We start from the raw sequence: 18,063 nt of genomic DNA on the forward strand, positions 1-18,063 counted from the left end.
CGTGCTCGACAATGCCAATCCGGCCGTGCAGTCGCTGGACGACGGTGAGTCACTGACCGACGTCTTCAGCTACACCATCACTGATGCCGATGGCGATGCCTCCAGCACCACGCTGACCATCACCGTCACGGGCTCGACCGATGGCGTGCCGACCATCAGCGGCATCAGCGGCACGGACGACAACAGCGTCACCGAAGCCACCGGCGACACCGTCACCGGCAGCTTCACGGTCGCCGCCACTGCCGGGATTGCCACGGTCACCATTGCTGGCGTCGATGCGGATGCGTCGGTCGACATCACGGGTGCGACCGAGGCCGATCCGGTGGTCATCGAGGGGAGCGAAGGCACCCTGAGCGTGACCGGCTATGACGCCGATACGGGCACCGTAACGTACCGCTACGTCGAGGATGGCGAGACCGAGGATCACTCGGGCGGCGACATCACCGACAGCTTCGCGGTCGTGGTCACCGACATCACGAACGCCAGCACCACGGACAGTCTCGACATCGCGATCGTCGACACCGTCCCGACGGCCAACGAGGACACCGGCACCATCGCCGAAGACACCTCTGATGCCCTGACCGGCAATGTCATCAGCGGCGAGGGCGACAGCACGGATGCCGATGCGGCCGCCGATGCCCTGGGCAGCGACACGCCGACCCTGGTCACCGGTGTCGTGAAAGGCCGCCTGGAAGACGATGACGCGCTTGCGGCAAACGTCAGCGGCACGACCGGCACCGAGATCATCGGCGACTACGGCACGCTGACCCTCAACAGTGACGGCAGCTATAGCTACGTGCTGGACAACAGCAATGCAGACGTCCAGTCGCTGAACGATGACAGCGACCCGCTGGCCGACGTCTTCACCTACGGCATCACCGATGCCGATGGCGATGTCTCCCGCACCACGCTGACCATCACCGTCACGGGCTCGACCGATGCAGTGCCGGTCATCACGCTGGCTGACAAGGAAGTGACCGAGGCCACGGGGGAGACGGTCATTGACACCTTCCAGGTGGAAGCGGATGCCGGCATCGCCAGCGTCACCATCAATGGCACGGATATCACTACGGCGTCAGTGGATAACCCCATCGTGATTCCGGGCGCGACTGATGACGAAGGCACGCTGACCATCACGGGCTACGATTCCGGCACCGTGTCCTACACCTATGCGGAGGATGGCACGGCTGCGGATCACACGGCTGGCGATGATAGCGTGTTCGACAACTTCGCCGTGGTCGTCACTGACCTGGCTGGGCAGAGCACCAGCGACAGCCTTGACGTCAAGATTCTGGATACCGCGCCTGTCGCCCATGATGACACCTACACCATTCGTGAGGACGATACTTCTCCTGATGGTGAGCCGGTGATCAGCACCAATGTGATCTCCAGCGTCGTAGGTGGCGGGCGGGATGAGCTTGGTGCCGATGCCGTGACCATCACGAAACTGGACGGCATCTTGCTGGCAGACAACGGGGGTAGTGTTACCGTCGATGGCAGCTATGGCAGCCTGACCCTAAATACCGATGGCAGCTTCAGTTATGACCTGGACGATGTACGTGCCCAGGCACTGGGTGCCGGTGACCTCGTCAAGGAAGTATTCGAGTACACCATCCTGGATGCGGATGGCGACTCGGATACCGCCGACATCACCATCAATGTCCAGGGGTTGAATGACAAGCCGGTGGCCTATGACGATGGTCCGATCGTGGTCGAGGAAGATACTCCGGTCAGCGGGAACGTCCTGAGCAACGATGTTGATGCCGATGGTGATGAGTTGAGCGTCGTCAGCTTCACTGTTGACGGCGATACCTACGACCCGGGCGAGACGGCGGATCTCGGGGAAGTCGGCACACTGCTGATCAATGCTGACGGTACCTTCACCTTCACGCCCGGTGAGAATTACAACGGTCCAGTACCCGACACCACTTATGTGATCACGGATGGCACCGAGTTCGATGAAGCCATTCTCAGCTTCAAGGACGTCGCAGCGATTGATGACCCTGTCGTCATCAGTGCCGATGATGGCGCTGTTGCCGAAGATGGTGTGACACAAGCTTCAGGTACGCTGACCGCGACCGATGTCGATAGTGACGCGCCGACGTTCACGCCGGCCACTGACGACAGCAGTCTCTACGGTACCTTCGCTGTCGATGCCGACGGTAGCTGGACCTATACGCTGGATAACGACACTGCCGCTGTGCAGGGGCTGACATCTGCCGACACGATCAATGAGCAGTACATCGTGCAGCTCAGCGATGGTTCCACCACGACAGTGGATATCGTGATCACCGGTACTGATGATGCTGTGCCGGTCATCAGTTCACTGGAAGACCTGTCCGTCATCGAAGCGACCGGAAGCACGCTCACCAATACCTTTACCGTGTCAGCTGCAGCAGGTATCGCGGCAGTGACGATCGCTGGTGTGGATATCACGGATGCCAATACCTCACCGGTAGTGATCTCCAATCCAGATGGCGAAGGGACGCTGACCGTCACTGGCTATGATGCCGATACCGGGGTGGTCTCATACAGCTATGTGGAAGATGGCACTGCGGCTGATCATTCCGGTGGCGATGACAGTGTCGTTGACGACTTCGCTGTCGTAGTGACGGATCTTGCCGGTCAGAGCACCACATCCAGTCTGGATGTCACCGTTCTGGACACCGCGCCGATAGCCAACGCTGATACCCGCAGCATGAACGAGAATCGCCGTGCTGCCGTTACCGGCAATGTGGTGGACGGCTCATCTGCGACGGCGGATACCCTGGGGGCCGATGCGGTCACCGTCACCGCCGTCACTTCTGGATCAGAAACCGTCACGGTGAGCGATGGCGCGGCGGCTGTGATCACTGGGTCTTATGGCGAGCTGACGCTTGAAGCGGATGGCTCCTACAGCTACCAGTCAGCACGCGACGACCTGCAATATCTGGCGGCCGGTGAGTCGGTCACGGACGTCTATACCTACGTGATCACGGATGCTGACGGTGATACTGCCACTACCACGCTGACCATCACCATCAATGGTAGCAACGATGCGCCGGAGATCAGTGTCAGCAGTGGCGACAGTGCAGCCGCCAGCCTGACGGAGACGGATTCACCGCTGAGTGCCAGCGGGACTCTGTCGGTAAGTGACGTGGATCTCAGCAATAGCGTGACGCCGAGCGTGACCAGTGTCTCCAGCAATGGTGATACTGGCACGCTGGACAATGATGATCTGCTTGCGCTGCTGGGGGTGGACACCGGCGCCATCATCGATGACGAGAACACGAAAGGAACGCTCAACTGGTCCTTCGACAGCAGTGCTGCCGGGGAAAGTTTCGACTACCTGTCTGCAGGCGAGTCACTGGTCCTGACCTACACCGTCACTGTCACGGATACGGCAGGAGCGACAGCTACCCAGGATGTCACCATTACCATCCAGGGGACGAACGATGCCCCGGTGGTGACTGCGACTGAAGGCCGTGTCAGTGAAGAAGGGCTCGAAGGCGGTATCGCCGACAGTGATGCGGCTGATGGCTTCACGGATACCACCGATGCCACCACCGTCACCGGTACGGTTTCCGTCACGGATGTCGATAGTGACAGCGTGTCGCTGGTATTGACGGCTCCTGCCACGGCCATCACCTCCGGTGGCAGTGCGGTGGCCTGGTCCGGCAGCGGTACCCAGTCAATGGTGGCAACCGATGTTGATGGCAATGAAGTCGCGACGGTGACCATCGATGACAGCGGTGCCTATACCTTCACTCTGAGTCAGGCGGTCGATCACTCGGGTGATGGGGAAGATGTCCTGTCTCTGGACTTCGGCGTGCTCGCAACGGATAGCGAAGGCGCAAGCTCCACCGGCACGCTGACCATCGGCATCGAGGATGATGCCCCCGAGCAGCAGGAAGCACAGAGCTTTTCCTCGACGTTGGTGGATACCAACCTCACTATCGTGCTGGATGTCTCTGGTTCCATGGTGACGAGAGATGGCATTGGTGGTGAATCTCGACTGGACAGCGCTATCAGCTCGATCAAAACGTTGATTGAGTCCTATGACGATTTCGGGGATGTACGTATCAATCTGGTGACCTTCTCCACGACGGCCGACTCCTACGGTGCTTGGCTGACAGTCGCCGAGGTCGAAGATGTTCTGGATAGCCTGATAGCGGGAGGGGTTACCAACTACGATGCTGCGCTTGCAGAAGCGATGGACAATTATGCTTTGGACGGGGCATTGGAAGATGCGCAAAGCATCTCTTATTTCTTCTCGGATGGTACGCCATATGGTGCTGATGGTGATTCCAATGCGCTGAACAACTCTTTGGACTTCGGTACCGTTCAATACACCACGATCAACAGGATTGGTCAGACGATAACAGTGCCTGTCAGAGATGACTCGGATACTGGCATCAGCAACATAGAAGAGGGTATCTGGACTGACTTCCTGGTGGAAAATGGTGTTAAGTCTTATTCCATCGGCTTGGGTAGCAATGTCACAGAAGCCAATCTTGATCCGATTGCCTATGATGGTTCAGCGGATGAAGATATCGATAGTACAGTCGTGACCAGCTTCGAGGATCTGGACGATACGCTTGCTGCCACGGTCCAATCACACGTCAGCGGTCAGCTGGTATCAGGCAGTTCCGTGGATGGCAGTCTGTTGGGAGCGGATGGCGGTTATCTGCAGTCGGTCACTGTGGATGGCACGACCTACAGTTATGACCCGGATACCAATGCTGTTTCTGCCACCGGCACCGACAACAGCAGCTACGATGCGGACAGCCTGGAGTTGACCATCTCGACGGATCTGGGTGGCAGCATGCTGTTCAATCTTGGGACCGGTGACTTCTCCTATACGCCGCCGGACAATGTCAGTGCGCGTTCCACGGACAGCTTCGATTACGTCACGGTCGACAGTGACGGGGATACCAATGCTTCAAGTGTCAGTATCGACGTAGACAAGCTGTCGGTCCTGATCGGGACCTCTGGCAACGACACCCTGACAGGCGATGGCGATGGCCCGTTCTATGCGGATTATCTGATTGGCCAGGGCGGCAATGACATCTTGAGTGGCGGTGTGGGCAGCGATCGTCTGGAAGGCGGCAGCGGCAACGATACGCTGCGGGGCGGTACCGGCAACGATATCCTGTCCGGTGGCGAGGGCGATGATCTTCTGGTCGGAGGTGCCGGCAATGACATCCTCACCGGCGGCGATGGTGCTGACACCTTCCAGTGGCTGAGCGGTCATGACATCAACAGCGAAGGCGGCATGGCGACGGATACCATCACTGACTTCAGTGTCGCGGATGGCGATGTCATCGATCTGTCTGATCTGCTGGAGGCTGATGAGGATGCCGATACGCTCTCGAGCTTCCTACACTTCGAGTCAGATGGAGAGGGTGGCACCAATATCGAGATCAGTGTCGATGGATCCAACGGCAGCAATATCACGCAAGAGATCAATCTGCGTGATGTCGACCTGACATCAGGTGGCGACACGGATACGCAGATCATTCAATCTCTGCTCGACAGCAACAGTCTCAAGACGAATGTTGACGGCTGAATCGATGTGGTAGGGGAGATGGCTTAGGCTATCTCCCCTTGCTGTATTAGATTTTGCCGTAGAGACATCTGCGAAGTGCCCTACTAAGGAGGACAGGTTGAGCGATCAACCCACGCCATTAAGACCGGAGCCTGTTGGCGAGAGGGAGGGCGATCCCCTTCTCAATGCGCTGGTCTTCATGGCGCGTTACCACGGCAATCCCAGATCTGCAGCAGTGCTGGTCGATGGTCTTCCCATGGAGGAAGGCCGTCTTCCCCTGGCACTTGTCAGTCGTGCCGCGGCACGTGCCAATCTGAGTGCCAAACTGGTCAACCAGCAGATCACGGCCATCAGCGACATGTTGATGCCGTGCATTCTCATACTCAAGGAAGAGCGTGCTGTCGTCTTGCTGGAGGTCGACAACGACGCAGGCAAGGCCAGGATTCATCAGCCTGAGGCCGATGGTGATGAGCTGGTGGACATCGAGTCACTGGTTGAGCGTCATGATGGGCGTGTCGTCTATCTCAAGCAGGAGCACCGCTTTGATGAACGCGCCCCGGAAACGCTCAAGCAGAGTGATGGTCATTGGTTCTGGTCAACGCTGAAGCTGTCGCGGCCGATCTATCGTGACGTGATTCTGGCGTCGATATTGATCAACCTGTTTGCCGTGGCATCGCCACTGTTCGTGATGAACGCCTATGACAAGGTCGTGCCCAATCTGGCCTTCAACACGCTGTGGGTCTTGGCGACGGGCATGGCGATCATCATGGTGTTCGACTTCGTGATGCGCCAGACGCGTGCCTACTTCATGGACACGGCCGGCAAGAAGTCCGAAGTGTTGCTGACCTCGAAGCTCTTCTCCAAGACCATGAACCTGCGGATGGAAGCGCGACCCGGCTCCGTCGGTGGCTATGTGAAGCACCTGCAGGAGTTCGATTCGATTCGCGAGTTCTTCACCTCCGCGACCCTGACCACCTTGGTCGATCTGCCGTTTGCCCTGCTGTTCCTGCTGGTGATCTGGATCGTGGCGGGGCCACTGGTTCTGGTGCCATTCGTCGCGCTCGTGATCCTGCTTGTCTACAGTCTGGCGATCCAGAAACCGCTGCGCAGCAGCATCGAGCAAGGGTCGCGCCTGGCGACGGAGCGCAATGCGCGCCTCGTCGAAGCCGTTTCCGGCCTCGAGAGCCTCAAGCTGGCCAATGCCCAGGGGGAAACCCAGCGCCGATATGAACGCGCCGTCGGGCAGATCGCGCATTGGGGAGTGAAAAGCCGCAACCTGACGACCTCTGTCAGCTCGCTGAGCATGTCGCTGACACAGGCCACTACCGTGGCGCTGGTCGTGTTCGGGGTCTATCTGATTGCGGATGCACGCCTGTCTGTCGGTGGTTTGATCGCCGCGGTCATGCTGTCCGGGCGTGCGTTGCAGCCGCTGGGACAGTTGGCGTTGTTGATCACGCGCATCGGCCAGACTCGCAGTGCGATGAGTGCGCTGGAGCAGATCATGGCATTGCCGGAAGAGTCGGAAGATCGTCGTTACGTTCACCGCGAGCACCTGCAGATGCGTATCGAATTCGATCGCGTCGGCTTTGCCTATGCGCCGAATACGCCGCCTGCCGTGTCGGATATCTCACTGACCATCGAACCAGGTGAGAGGATCGCGATCATCGGGCGTATCGGCGCTGGCAAGAGCACTTTGCAGCGCCTTGTCTCTGGTCTGTATCGTGCCACAACTGGCAGTGTTCGCATTGATGGCCTGGATCTCAATCAGCTGCATCCCGCCGACGTACGTCGGCATATCGGCCATGCGGGCCAGGACAGTGCACTGTTCTTCGGCTCCATTCGCGACAACATCACCCTCGGCCAACCACACGCCAGTGATGTACAGATCGAACTCGCGGCTGATGCCTCCGGCGTGACCGAATTCACTCGTCATCACCCTGAAGGACTGGACCGTCAGGTGGGCGAGGGTGGGCGCATGCTCTCCAGCGGTCAGCGTCAGACGGTCTTGCTGGCACGCGCACTCTTGATGCGTCCTCCGCTCTTGCTGCTCGATGAGCCCGGTTCGCACATGGATAACCGCGCCGAGCTGCGGCTGCGCAGAATGCTCAAGTCCTTGCCACGCAGCCAGACGCTGGTGCTGGTCACCCACAAGAGCAGCATGCTCGACGTGGTAGACCGCGTCATCGTCATGGAAGGAGGGCGCATCGTCGCCGATGGCCCCAAGCAGCAGGTGCTGAGCGCCCTGAATGAAGGCCGAGTCGCCGGGCGCAAGCAGGAGGTGAATCGTGGCTAAGGCACCGATTGAGCAGCGTGATCTTCATCATCTCGACGATGTCAGTTCAGCCGTCTTGCTGGCGACCCCCTGGAAGTCGCGCATCCTGATCTGGATGGTGCTCGCATTCGTGGTCATCTTCATCATCTGGGCCAGTCAGGCGAGTCTGGAGGTCGTCACGCGCGGCTCCGGCAAGGTCGTGCCCTCGACGCACCTGCAGGTTGTACAGAACCTGGAAGGCGGTATCGTGCGCGAGATCTATATCAAGGAAGGTCAGGTCGTCTCGGCGGGGGAGCCACTGCTGCGTATCGACGATACCAGTGCAGGTTCCGATCTGCGTGAGCGTGTCTCGACCCTCGATGGCCTGCAGGCCACCATCATGCAGTACGACACCGAGCTTGATTCCATCGAGGTCAACGCCTCCGCGGATGCCTGGAAGGATCAGGTGATCGTGAAGAGTATCGAGTTGCCCTTCGATGAAGAATTCAAGGCGCGCAGTCCCGCTCTGGTCTCGCGTGCGATGACGGCCTATCGCACGCATCTGAATCAGCTCAACAGTGGCCTCAATGGCGCGCGTGAACAGATTCTGCAGAAAGAGCAGGAGTTGCGTGAGTTGAGATCGCGCATCAACAGCCTCGAGCGCAGCTATCAACTGTCACGTCGCGAGCTCGGCATGACGGCCCCGCTGGTGCGTGAAGGCGTGGTCTCTCAGGTAGACCTTCTCAAGATCCAGCGTGAGGTCAACGACTTGCGGGGTGATCTTGAGTCGGCGCGCCTGGCGGTGCCGGGCAAGCAATCGGAGCTGGATGAGGCCATCTCGAACAGGGTCGGCGTCGCGCAGGAATTCCGCTCGCGTGCCGCGGAAGAGCTCGCCAAGACCCAGGCGGATCTGGGTCGCTTGCGTGAGGGGCGCACCAGTCTTCAGGACCGACTCGATCGTACTTTGGTGACATCTCCGGTTCAGGGCGCCATCAAGACGCTGAATATCAATACCATAGGCGGCGTCATCGAGCCCGGGGAAGACCTGATGGAGATCGTTCCCATCGAGGATCAGCTGCTGGTTCAGGCGCGAGTCGCTCCCAAGGACATCGGCTTCCTGAGAATCGGGCAGCCGGCCGTCGTCAAGTTATCTGCCTACGACTTCACCATCTACGGTGGGTTGGAAGGCAAGGTGGATCAGATCAGTGCAGATACTGTGCAGGATGAAGAAGGCAACAGTTTCTACGAGATCAAGGTGCTGACGGAGCAGAACCACCTTGGCAGTGACTCGGATCCGCTCACGATCATCCCGGGCATGCAGGCCAGCGTCGACGTGATCACTGGCAATCAGACCGTACTGCAATATTTGATGAAGCCGATTCTGCGCGCCAGGCAAGGTGCCTTGCGTGAACGTTGATCAAGGATTTGATGGATTCGAGGGTAACTCATAATGAAAAAGACACTCTTGGCGTTGAGCATCGCCGCAGGGATGGGGTTTGGCGTTCAGGCTTCGGCTGCGACTCTTGAAGAGGCCGTATCCCGAGCGGTAATGGAAAACCCGCGCACGCGCGTTCAGGTTTCACGTCACATCCAGCGACTCGAAGAAGCGGAAACCCAGCGCGGGGCGTATCGCCCGACGGTGGATCTGACTGGCCGCCTGGGTTATGGAAAGTTCGACTCGGAAGATGACGGCATCAATGATGATGACGACTGGCACGATTACACGCGCCTTGACCTGACCATCCGTCAGCTGCTCTGGGACGGCAACACGACAATCGAGCGCATCCGCCAGGCCGAGACAGAAGCGGACTACCAGCGCCTGCAGGTCGCGGCCGAGGCCAATGACATCGCGCTGGATACGGCCGGTGCCTATCTGCAGGTCATGCGTGATGAGCTGATTCTCAAGTATGCACAAGCCAATCTCGAGGCTCACCGTCGCATCTCGAATGATATCGGGCGGCGTGCGGAATCCGGCCTTGGTGCGCGCAGTGACGTGCGTCAGGTGGATGGTCGTCTGGCCAATGCCGAAGCCAGCGTACTGTCATCGATCAACAATCTCGAGGATTCCCGCTCTGCCTATCTGCGTCTGGTGGGCGAGATGCCGTCGGACCTCAGCATGCCGGGTATCGACACCAGCCTGCTCAGCGAGGATGTCGAGAGCGCCTACGTGCAGGCCAATCAGCGCAACCCGCTGTTGGCGGCGGCACGGGTCTCCATTGACGCTGCGCGCCATGAAGTGAACGCCGAGAAGGGCGATAACTACCCCGAGTTCAGTCTCGAGGGCAATCGCACGCTGGACAATGATTATGACCAGGACAAGAGCAAGTCAGACGACTGGAGCGTCGAACTGGTCATGCGCTACAACCTGTATCGTGGTGGCCGCGATCAATCCGAGATCCGCGGTCGTCAGGCAGCGCTGGAAGCGGTCGAGCACGACAATGATCGCGTGATACGCGATGTGCGTGACGAGATTCGTCTGGCATGGAATGCTCGCGAAAACCTCAAGCGCCAGATCGATTACCTGGAAAGTTATGTGCGTGCCGCGACCGATACCCGCGAGAGTTATCGCAAGCAATTCGATATCGGGCGCCGCACATTGCTGGACCTTCTGGATAGCGAGAGTGAGCTGTTCACCTCTCAACAGAACCTGATTCGCGCCCGTTTTGATCTGGAAACCGCCAACTATCGCCTGCTGTCGGCGACCGGTGCTCTGCTGGATTCCATGAGTGTTGCCGTCCCCGTCCAACAACAGGGCTAAGCCACCCACGGCGCTCCCGCACCCTGGATGCGTCGTTGCCATGCTGATGGTTGATGAGGAAATCAGATGAGTCTTTCGCGCCGCCTGTTTACCTTGATGTTGCTGGTATTGTTGGGGTTCTCCCTCGGTATCTTCTTCATCCAGGTCAACAACACCCGTGATGCACTGGCCGAACGACAACGCGTCGAACTCTCGAATCTCGCCCAGAGCTTGAGTCTCGCGCTGGTGCCACATGTAGAGCTTGGCGATGCCGCCAGTGCCGAAGCCCTGATACGTGCCACGGTGGATGGTGGCCATGTGCGCGATGCCAGGCTGGAGAGCGTGGCCGTCGCGACGCCCATCGTTTTCAATGTCGTGCGCGAGAGCCTGGCACCCGAGTGGTTTCGTGACCTGATTCCCATGCCGGTGGAATCGGCGAGCCGCGAGCTGCCGGGGGGGTGGGCGTCGCTGGGCACGATCAGCCTGACCGGCGAATCTGCCCAGGGCTACGACCAGCTCTGGCAGCTGGCCAAGCGTCTGGCGCTGTGGCTGCTGCTGGGCGGCCTGATCACGCTGCTGGTTGCCTCGTTGGTCATGCGCCGTCTGCTGCGCCCGCTGGAGCGCCTTTCGTCTCGCCTCAATGAGATGGAGACGCAGCGCTTCGACGCGCCGCTGGAAGAGACCAGCGTGGCGGAGCTCAAGGGCATTACCTCGGCGGTCAATCGTCTGGGACAGCGCCTTCAGACCCAGTTCGAGGCTCAGGCCGCGCAGCTGGCGCGTCTGCAGCGCCAGGCGGAAGAAGACTCGGTATCGGGGCTTGGCAACCGCGGCTATTTGAACCGAGCGGTCGATGAGTGGCTGAGCGAGCCGATGGGCGGCAGCTTCGCGCTGCTGCGTGTGTCGCATATCGAGGTGGTGTATCGCGAGCAGGGCTACAAGGGGCGTGATGCCCTGGTGAAAGCCATTGCGCGCAAGCTGGAAGATCGTGAACTGGCGGGTGAGGCGATCATCGCCGCGCGCTTGGCCAATAGTGATTTCGGTCTGTTGCTGCCGGAAACTGATGAGACTCGACTTCAGGAATTTCTCACGCTATTGGCGGAGGATATCGACCACCTGCTGGATGCCAATCCGCTGGTGGATATTCCGCCGGAGAACTGTGCCCTTGGTGCCGTTCGGCGTGAGCCGGGCATGCAGCGTACCCAGATGTTTGCCGTTGCAGATGCCACGCTTCGTCAGGCCATCGAGCTGGGATCTAGCGTCGAGCTGGCCCCTGCGGGTGGCCGTGCACGTCCGCGAGGCGAATGGCGCGAGATCATCGAAAAGGCTCTGGATGCCCCCAAGGGGCTCGATTTCGTTGCTCAGCCGGTGTTGCTCAATGATGGTGGCGAGCTTCACCGCGAGCTGTTTGCCCGTCTGCGCGATGGCAATGAACTGCATCGCGCGGGTGACTTCCTGCCCGTGATCCGCCATTTCCGCATGGGGGCGCAGTTCGATCTGCGCGCTCTGGAGTGGCTGGCCTCTTATATCGACAGGATTGAAGTGCCAAGACTGGCGCTCAACCTGACCGAAGAAACCTTCGACGATGAAGCCAGTTATATTGGTCTGCTCAACTGGTTGGCGGCGCATCCGCGCCTGAGCAAGCGTCTGGATATCGAGGTGTCCGAAAGCATCGCCCTCAGGCATCAGGAGCGTATCAAGATGCTGTTCCGACATGCTCGTCGACTGGGTGCGCGGGGCGGCATCGACCGCTTCGCCCGAGAGCTGAAGGAGCTCAGCTATCTGTCGGCACTGCGGCCTGATTACGTCAAGATCGACCAAGCGTTCTTCAAGCGCGAAGATGTCGACACCGAGCTGTTGCAGAGTCTGTGCATGACGGCGCATCAGGTCGAGTCGCAGGTCATCGTGACCCGCGTCGAGTCCGAGGCGGATCAGGAGCGGGCGATGTCGCTGGGCGCAGATGGCTATCAGGGCTTCGTGTCACCGGCAGTCGATGTCATGGCAAGGCTTGCCAGTCCAGCAGAAGATATGCCTCGCTAAGTGACATTCAGGGTGCCTCGACATGAATCATCGCCGCTGGTGGGAGGGTCTTGCGGTTGGGGTGCTGCTGGCGTTGTCACTCGGTGCGGGTCTGGCACAGGCATTGGATTCCCGCCAGTTCATCCAGATCTACGGGACAGGTGGCTGGAATCGTGTGCAGCAATGGCAGCAACTGTTGCAGCGTCTGGAGGGCGCGCCGGTCAGGCGTCAGTTGAGCGAAGTGAACGATTTCTTCAATCGTCTCAACTTCACCGATGATCTCAGCGTCTGGGGAGCGACCGATTACTGGGCGACGCCGCAGGAGTTTCTGGGGGCAGGGGCCGGTGATTGCGATGACTTCGCCATGGCCAAGTATCTGACCCTGCGCGAGCTTGGCGTACCGGAAGACCGCCTGCGTCTGCACTACGTCAAGGCGCTCAGTCTCAATCAGTTTCACATGGTCGTGACCTATCAGAGCGCCAACACGCGCAACCCTCATGTACTGGACAACCTGAACAGTTCCATCCTGCCGGCCAGTGAGCGCACGGACCTGCTGCCTATCTACAGCTTCAATGGCAGTGCGCTGTGGATGAGCAAACGTCTGGAAGGGGGCAAGCGCATCAGCGACAGCCGAGGCCTTTCAAGTCTGTCTGACTGGCAGAAGCGCCGCGCACAAGGGGTGCTGAGAGTGCCGCGCCACCAACGGCCATAAGTCTGGCGGCGTAAGCCCCCTCGAGGAATGGTGGTTTTGCGCTGCCAAGCACTGCTAAGCACTCTTAAGCACGACAGCACGACAAGACACCCCTTGACCTTCCGGTCGCGGGGTGTCTTGCCATCCGGGCATTGCAGGCCGGCGCTCTCGTCAGGCTGCGCCGTGCAGATTGCGGGGCGCTAGCGGGGCGTATTGCCGCGCAGGTGCAGGATCTCGAGCAGATTGCCGTAGCGATGGCGACTCGGCATCGTGGCCAGTCCCGAAAACAGCAGCCAGAACATGCGCCGGCCACGCGTCAGACGATGCGTATGCTGCAGCAGGCGTGACAGCAGCTGGCTGTCATCGAAGCCCTTGAAGTTGGGTGTCATGCTGACCTGTTCTCGCACCAGTACCGGCGCCATCTCCAGGCGATAGAGCTTTTCCAGTTCCTGGAAGCTCAACCCCTGGGCTTCGACGACTTCTGCCATGTGCTGATACTCGGCTTCACGCGGTTCGCGTTCCAGCCACAGTGGAGACAGCGCCAGCCAGATGTCCTGTCGGCGCTCGAGCAGGGCGGCCACATCGGGGGCGAGGTGAGCGTTCTGATCGTTCATGAAAACATCCTGGGCAGAGCCTGTCGGACAGTGCGGCTGGCAACCAGCGGCGAATGCAGGACGGCAGTGGAATGGCAGTACGTGAAAAGGCCTATATGATACGGCAGCCGCCGCGGCCGGCTCCAGTGATATGCAGGCAGATGGCGGATCATGACGGCAGGGCGGACAGCGTCGCCGACAGCCGCTAGAATAGCGCCCATGAGCGGGCACTGAGCCTGCTTTACGGGATTCGAACGCCCTATTTCACGATACGCTTCACCATCCAGGGACGGCCTTTGCCTGCTGTCAGCGTGAAGCGAGTATCAGCATCGGCGGGTACACGCCGGGCCAACAGCAAACGAGGTTCTTTACGTGATCATCAAACCCAAGGTTCGTGGCTTCATCTGCACCACCACACACCCCAAGGGCTGCGAGCAGAATGTCGCCGAGCAGATCGCCATCACCCGCAAGACAGTCGGTGACAAGCGCGACGGTGGTCCGAAGAAGGTGCTGGTGATCGGCTCTTCCAGCGGCTATGGCCTCGCGGCACGCATCACGGCAGCCTTCGGTTATGGCGCGGATACCCTGGGCGTGTTCTTCGAGAAGCCGGGCACCGAGAAGAAGGCCGGCACTGCAGGCTGGTACAACTCTGCCGCCTTCGACAAGTTCGCCAAGCAGGAAGGCCTCTACAGCCAGGCCATCAACGGCGATGCCTTCTCGCATGAGACACGCGCCAAGGCCATCGAGCTGATCAAGGCCAACATGGGTGAAGTCGACCTCGTCGTCTACTCGCTGGCCTCTCCGGTGCGCAAGCTGCCGGACAGCGGTGAAGTGAAGCGCTCCGTGCTCAAGCCGATCGGCGAGACCTATCGCGCGACCGCCATCGACACCAACAAGGACACCATCATCGAAGCGGAGGTCGAGCCGGCCACCGAGCAGGAAATCGAAGATACCGTCACCGTGATGGGGGGTCAGGATTGGGAGCTGTGGATGCAGGCGCTGGACGACGCCGGCGTGCTGGCGGATGGCGCCCGTTCCGTTGCCTTCAGCTATATCGGCACCGAGATCACCTGGCCGATCTACTGGCACGGTGCGCTGGGTCGCGCCAAGGAAGATCTGGACCGCGCCGCCGGCAGTATCCACGAGAAGCTGTCCGCCAAGGGCGGTCGTGCCCACGTGGCCGTGCTCAAGTCCGTGGTCACCCAGGCCAGCGCCGCGATCCCGGTCATGCCGCTCTACATCTCCATGGTCTACAAGATCATGAAGGAGAAGGGCTTGCACGAAGGCACCATCGAGCAGCTCAACCGCTTCTACGCCGAGCGCTTCTACGGCGAAGGCGAGATCGCCACCGACGAGTCCGGCCGTCTTCGTCTTGATGACTGGGAGCTGAAGGACGACGTCCAGCAGGCCTGTCAGGAACTGTGGCCGCAGGTCACCAGCGACAACCTGTTCGACATCACCGACTACGCCAGCTACAAGCAGGAATTCCTGAAGCTGTTCGGCTTCACGCGTGACGACGTCGACTACGACGCCGATGTCGCCACCGACGTTGAATTCGATGTCGTTCAGATGTAAGAGCGCTTCAGCAAGCATGCAGAGCTCAGGGCAGCTCGCTGCCAGCTGACCGCTGAGCACTGACCGCCAAACGCGACGACGCCATCCTTCGGGGTGGCGTTGTCGTTTGCACAGTCTTTGTGGTGCTGTCTCTGGGGCGCTGGTCAGGCATTGGCGTAGCAGGCATGGCACAATATGGCGGCACTCTGATGGCAGTCTGGTGGCATGACTTTGATATCCACCGACATCCACCGCTCGTTTGACTCACCTTCTACCCAACGGATTCAGCGCCATACTCATGCCCGTGGATTCACTGGTTTCCCCCCAGGCCCAGCAACGCCAGATAGGCTTCGTGCTGCTGCCCGGCTTCTCGTTGTTGTCCCAGGCCTGTGCGCTGGAGCCCCTGCAGGTGGCCAACCAGCTCGCGGGGCAGACACTCTATCGGGCCGTCACCTTCGCACTTGATGGGCGCGGCGTGGCGTCCGCGGCGGGCTTGAGCCTCTCGCCGGACAGCCTGGTCGCCAGTGATTCGCGCCATCTGGACGCCCTGTTCGTGTGCGGCGCTCAGCCGGCGGGGGAAGCGGGCCCGCAGGAGGTGGCCTCGAATCCCGCGCTGCTGGCCTGGCTCAAGCGACTGACCGAGCGTGGCGTGATGCTGGGCGGCATCTCCACCGGCACCCGTGAGCTGGCCCGCGCCGGGTTGCTCGATGGCTATCGTGCGACGATTCACTGGCAGCGCGCCGAATCCTTCCGCCGCGACTTCCCGCAGGTCAATGTCTCCCATCAGCTTTATGAGCTGGACCGTGATCGTGTCACCTGCGGCGGTGGTACCGCGGCGATGGACATGATGATGACGCTGATCGCCCAGCAGCATGGCCGCGCGCTGGCCGAGAAGGTTTCCGAGCACTTCGTCTGCGAGCGCATCCGGCTGGCGGACGAGCCACAGCACGTGCCGCTCAAGAACCGTTTCGCCCATGCGCCGCAGCCGCTGGTGGAGGCCGTGACGCTGATGGAGGCCAATATCGAGGAGCCGCTCTCTACCCACGAGATCGGCGAGCACCTCGGCATCTCGCGGCGTCAGCTGGAGCGGCTGTTCAAGAAGCATCTGCAGGCGGTGCCCAGCCGCTACTATCTGGATCTGCGTCTGGCACGCTCGCGTCAGCTGCTGCGCGAGAGCGATCAGCCGATCGGCGAGATCGCGCTGGCCACCGGCTTTTCCAGTGCGGCTCACTTCTCCACTGCGTTTCGCAACCATTTCGGACGCAGCCCCCGCGACGAACGTCTCATGCTGCAGGCCTGACACCTTCCCTGGATGACAAAAGTCGCCTCCTGACATAAGTCGTCGTCCTTTCGCTGAAAGTCTTTGTCATCTCGCCTCCCTATACTCGAGTGTCATGACCCGTGGCTTGCCGATCATCGGCCGGCCACGCCAAGACCCCGCGATGAGGAAGAGACGATGACCCAGCTGACCCGTGCCGATTTCGACCATGCCATGGTGCCCAACTACGCACCCCAGGCTGCCATTCCGGTACGTGGCGAGGGCAGCCGTCTGTGGGATCAGGAAGGTCGTGAGTACATCGACTTCGCCGGTGGCATCGCCGTCACCTCGCTGGGTCACTGCCACCCGGCGCTGGTCAAGGCGCTCAAGGACCAGGCCGACAAGGTCTGGCACCTGTCCAATGTCTACACCAACGAGCCGGCACTGGCGCTGGCCAAGGCGCTGACCGAGCGCACCTTCGCCGACAAGGTCTACTTCTGCTCCTCCGGTGGTGAGGCCAACGAGGCCGCCCTCAAGCTGGCGCGTCGTTTCGCCCACGACACCCATGGCGAGAAGAAGGACAAGATCATCTCCTTCCGTCAGTCCTTCCATGGCCGCACCTTCTTCACCGTCAGCGTCGGTGGCCAGCCCAAGTATTCCCAGGGCTTCGGACCGATTCCGGGCGGTATCCAGCACGCCGAATTCAACAATCTCGACTCCGTGCGCGAGCTGATGGGCGATGACACCTGCGCGATCATCGTCGAGCCGCTGCAGGGCGAGGGCGGCATCATCCCGGGCGAGCAGGCCTTCCTCGAAGGACTGCGTGAACTGTGCGACCAGCACGATGCGCTGCTGATCTTCGATGAAGTCCAGAGCGGTGCCGGGCGTACCGGCCACCTGTACGCCTACCAGCACTTCGGTGTGGTGCCGGACATCCTGACCACCGCCAAGGGCATCGGCGGCGGCTTCCCGCTGGGCGCCATGCTGACCACCGATCGCATCGCACCGGCCATGGCCATCGGCACTCACGGCTCCACCTATGGCGGCAACCCGCTGGCATGTGCCGTGGGTCTGGCGGCGCTCGAGACCATCGACACGCCGGAAGTGCTCGAGGGCGTCGCCCACCGCCACCAGCTGCTGCGCAACGGCCTGGAAGGCATCGCCAAGCGTCACGGTGTCTTCAAGGAAGTGCGCGGCATGGGTCTGTTGATCGGTGCCCAGATGGCGCCGGACTACGCAGGGCGTGCCAAGGACATTCTCAACCTGGCGATGGAGGAAGGTCTGATGGTGTTGATCGCCGGTCCTGACGTGCTGCGTCTGGCGCCGTCGCTGGTGATCAGCGAAGAGGAGATCCAGAGCGGTCTCGACAAGCTCGACCGCGCCGTGGCGAACTTCGTCGCCACCTCTGCATCTGCATGAGCAGCGCCATGAGCAGT

Annotated in this window: 10 protein-coding genes; 9 read left to right on the forward strand and 1 reads right to left on the reverse strand. The window is 60.5% G+C overall.

Annotated features, from left to right (window positions below; all coding sequences use genetic code 11):
• The 6 genes from NH396_RS16005 to NH396_RS16040 form a co-directional block, all read left to right on the forward strand.
• Positions 1-5,548 (forward strand): VCBS domain-containing protein (locus NH396_RS16005; protein WP_290441821.1); only part of this gene is annotated, 5,548 nt, incomplete at its 5' end.
• A 97-nt stretch (positions 5,549-5,645) separates the two neighbouring features.
• Positions 5,646-7,820 carry a type I secretion system permease/ATPase gene (locus NH396_RS16020; RefSeq protein WP_253064883.1) on the forward strand — a complete coding sequence of 725 codons (2,175 nt, stop codon included), beginning with the start codon at positions 5,646-5,648 and terminating at the stop codon, positions 7,818-7,820.
• Complete coding sequence (locus tag NH396_RS16025; RefSeq protein WP_253064884.1) at positions 7,813-9,195, forward strand: HlyD family type I secretion periplasmic adaptor subunit; 1,383 nt, start codon at positions 7,813-7,815, stop codon at positions 9,193-9,195. Before NH396_RS16020 ends, NH396_RS16025 begins: the two co-directional genes overlap by 8 nt.
• A 33-nt stretch (positions 9,196-9,228) precedes the next feature.
• A complete protein-coding gene (locus NH396_RS16030) occupies positions 9,229-10,536 on the forward strand; it encodes a TolC family outer membrane protein (protein ID WP_253064885.1) in 1,308 nt (435 codons plus the stop codon).
• 66 nt (positions 10,537-10,602) lie between these two features.
• On the forward strand, positions 10,603-12,552 hold the full coding sequence (locus NH396_RS16035) for an EAL domain-containing protein (protein ID WP_176677848.1): 1,950 nt from the start codon (positions 10,603-10,605) through the stop codon (positions 12,550-12,552).
• Positions 12,553-12,574: 22 nt separating this feature from the next.
• Positions 12,575-13,243 (forward strand): transglutaminase-like cysteine peptidase, encoded by a 669-nt coding sequence (locus tag NH396_RS16040; protein WP_253064886.1) that lies wholly within the window; start codon positions 12,575-12,577, stop codon positions 13,241-13,243.
• 179 nt (positions 13,244-13,422) lie between these two features.
• Here the strand turns inward: NH396_RS16040 and NH396_RS16045 are convergent, their stop codons facing one another.
• Positions 13,423-13,836: a hypothetical protein gene (locus tag NH396_RS16045; protein ID WP_107336043.1), complete on the reverse strand. Its 414-nt coding sequence runs from the start codon at positions 13,834-13,836 to the stop codon at positions 13,423-13,425.
• A 351-nt stretch (positions 13,837-14,187) separates the two neighbouring features.
• Between NH396_RS16045 and fabV the strand changes: the two genes are divergently transcribed.
• The 3 genes from fabV (at position 14,188) to NH396_RS16060 (ending at position 18,046) form a co-directional block, all read left to right on the forward strand.
• A complete protein-coding gene (fabV, locus tag NH396_RS16050; RefSeq protein ID WP_253064887.1) occupies positions 14,188-15,390 on the forward strand; it encodes an enoyl-ACP reductase FabV in 1,203 nt (400 codons plus the stop codon).
• A gap of 277 nt (positions 15,391-15,667) precedes the next feature.
• The gene (locus NH396_RS16055; protein ID WP_253064888.1) at positions 15,668-16,669 is read left to right on the forward strand and encodes a GlxA family transcriptional regulator; all 1,002 of its coding nucleotides are present in this window, start codon (positions 15,668-15,670) and stop codon (positions 16,667-16,669) included.
• A gap of 156 nt (positions 16,670-16,825) precedes the next feature.
• The gene (locus NH396_RS16060) at positions 16,826-18,046 is read left to right on the forward strand and encodes an aspartate aminotransferase family protein (protein WP_253064889.1); all 1,221 of its coding nucleotides are present in this window, start codon (positions 16,826-16,828) and stop codon (positions 18,044-18,046) included.
• Positions 18,047-18,063 lie beyond the last annotated feature (17 nt).

This window comes from Cobetia sp. Dlab-2-AX, from assembly GCF_024124625.1.
In the GTDB taxonomy this organism is placed as follows: domain Bacteria; phylum Pseudomonadota; class Gammaproteobacteria; order Pseudomonadales; family Halomonadaceae; genus Cobetia.